The following is a 2,431-nucleotide window of genomic DNA, read 5'->3' as shown; positions in this document are numbered from 1 at the left end:
TGGCGATAGACATTATACCAGAAAAGGGAGGTCAATGCTCTTTTTATAGCAAATTTCCCTTAAAATCAAGGTTTTTATTAGATTTTGCAACAAAAAAACAGGTAGTTTTTGACACTACCATTTTATTATAGGAGGAAACCTTAATGAAGAAGTATCTTAGCATAGCAATCGCCCTAATCTTTTGCGTAACACTTATAACAGCGTGCAGAGGTGATAAAGACAACAATAGCTCTCATAATGGTTCGAACAGTAACATTACAAATGAGAGCTCTGAACACAGCACCAACCTCGGCGATGACATCAGCAATGGCTTAAATGATCTCAGCGATGGCATCCATGATCTTGGAAGCGATATCAAAGAAGGAATCGATGATATGCTGCCAGACAGTGGAGATGATAGCGCAGGCCACGATAGCGGAGAGATGAACAGCAGCGATAGCAGCCGGTAATTAAATTTTGCATATATCGAAGAAGCACTTTGTCATCTGACAATCTGCTTCTTTTATTTCCCTATAAGAAGGGCTGCCGAGAGGCGTTAAACCCAACAGCGAGCTGTAAAGTACTTAGTAAAAAACCTTGAATGAAAATCAAGTTTCCATTTTATATCCACTGCTCTCATTCTTTCGCTTACTTCTATTTCTGAGGATTTTATTCTTTCACATTCTTGTAAAACAGTAATAACCACCTCAAAATCAGTTCTGTTTCCATTGTTTTCAAACACGCAAATAAGGCATCTGGAAAATTCCTCGAAAAAGTAAATTCCACATGCCAGATTTTACTTTTTCATGAAATAGTGCCTGCCTGCAGGTTTAAAATCTGCTTTTTACTTCAGCAGTTTCGGTTTTAGTATTATCCGGTCTGGCCCAATCTCTTTTAAGCCAAGCACCGACAACAATTCCGGCGCATTCAATAACTGAGCCAGTTCAAATGGAGACCTCCCATTCAAACTGGCTCTTGCTGTACTATTGATATGATTGGCCAGTAATGTCATCTCTTTCTGGGTAAATGCTTCCAGTGTTCGGCCCTTTGGAATTACCTTCCGTATATATTCATGATTTTTCTCCAAACGGGCCTTTTGCCAGGACGCAAGAGGATCACAATAAAAAATCTTTGTCCGTTCTGCTCCTGATGTGTCCCTCTCTAAAGCTGCTGGATTTTTGAATTCTGGCCCATTGTCTGTAAGAATTACTGGAAAACTTTTTTTGAAGCCCTCCGTGCCCAATAGGCCTGCTAACCATTCGAATACTTCACATACACACCTCTGGCTACATTCCTCCAAGAGAAAAATCAGCATCAGGCTGCTGCTTCGAAAAAGCATCGTCAGCATGGTTTTTCCACTTATCCGCGGACCATGTACGGTATCCATCTCCACAACATTACTGTCTCCATGTTCTGAAAGCCATGTCTGGAAGTCTTGATAAGTCCTTCCTTCTCGGTATGCATAGTCTATCCCCGGCTCTTTTCTGGTCTTTTTCCGCGGCTTGTATTTTACTTTTTTCGGAAGGTCAATATTCCGTGCAGTGAATATTCCCTAATCAATATAGTTATAGATTGTTTTAATGGAACAGGGAATTTCTTCTTCATGAGCCGCATAAATGTGGGAAATAGACTGTCCCTGCTTAAGAAGCGGTGTCAAAAGACAATCCAATTCATAAAGCTGCTGACGTGACAGGGCAATCCCTTCCCTGGCTCCCTTCAGTTGCTCCACATAAGCAGTATGAGCTGCCGTTGCCCGGTAATAAAAATGTGGCTTTTTGCATTCGTAAACACGACTACATCCATTACAGACGTATGGAGCACGAGAAATACTTTTACAGGCATCTGACTGGTATCTGTCACAATGGTTCTTACACTCTGTTTTCCGACAACTACGACATCCAATATCCCGAAGACAATCTGAACATAAATGTTTTACAAGACACCGATATCTAAGAGCGCAGTCATTCCCTCTGGATGTATGGATGGAATCTCCTATCCTGTGCTTCCTGATCTCTTTTGAAATGGTGGATGGATCTTTTCCCAATAGCTCAGCAATACTGGCCAGGGTATGGGAGTTGTTTAACCCCTCTTCGATATCATACCTGTCCTGAAGGGTTAGGTGTTTCCAATATCTGCTGGTATCATCTTTCATATGGAATGCCTCCTTTTGGCAGGCAGGCCACCTCTTACCAGTATAACCTTATGAAAAAGTTATTTCTACTTTTGTGAAAGAGTTATTTCTACTTCCTTGTAAAAAGTAGACTTTCCAGATTCAATTAAGCACTTAGTAAAAAATCATAAATTCCCAAAGTAAGTCCCACAGAGGAAACGGAGATGGAGTTACTATGAGAAACGTAGTGGAAATAAGCCTGGGAAAGCTAAAAAAGAGGCAGAAATAAGTGGAAACAGAGACAGAAAAAGAGGAAAAGGGATTGCAAACTGTAAAAAAGGG

3 protein-coding genes are annotated in these 2,431 nt (G+C 40.8%); 1 reads left to right on the top strand and 2 read right to left on the bottom strand.

All coding sequences use genetic code 11. The annotated features are described in order from the left end of the window. Positions 1–143: 143 nt before the first annotated feature. Entirely contained in the window at positions 144–449 is a 306-nt protein-coding gene (locus H8730_RS17150) for a hypothetical protein (protein ID WP_249290269.1), read from the top strand. Between the two features lie 374 nt (positions 450–823). Here H8730_RS17150 and H8730_RS17145 read toward each other — a convergent pair whose 3' ends face one another. Together H8730_RS17145 and H8730_RS17140 are read right to left on the bottom strand one after the other, a co-directional pair. Continuing rightward, positions 824–1,372 (bottom strand): hypothetical protein, encoded by a 549-nt coding sequence (locus H8730_RS17145; RefSeq protein ID WP_249290268.1) that lies wholly within the window; start codon positions 1,370–1,372, stop codon positions 824–826. Positions 1,373–1,531: 159 nt separating this feature from the next. Beyond that, entirely contained in the window at positions 1,532–2,131 is a 600-nt protein-coding gene (locus H8730_RS17140) for a helix-turn-helix domain-containing protein (protein ID WP_249290267.1), read from the bottom strand. Positions 2,132–2,431 lie beyond the last annotated feature (300 nt).

Source organism: Bianquea renquensis, assembly GCF_014384895.1.
Lineage (GTDB): Bacteria > Bacillota > Clostridia > Lachnospirales > Bianqueaceae > Bianquea > Bianquea renquensis.
This window is presented reverse-complemented; position numbering and strand designations above follow the sequence as displayed.

Coding starts and splice junctions, on each gene's coding strand:
- H8730_RS17150 (WP_249290269.1), top strand. CDS start 144: ATGAAGAAGTATCTTAGCATAGCAATCGCCCTAATCTTTTGCGTAACA.
- H8730_RS17140 (WP_249290267.1), bottom strand. CDS start 2,131: ATGAAAGATGATACCAGCAGATATTGGAAACACCTAACCCTTCAGGAC.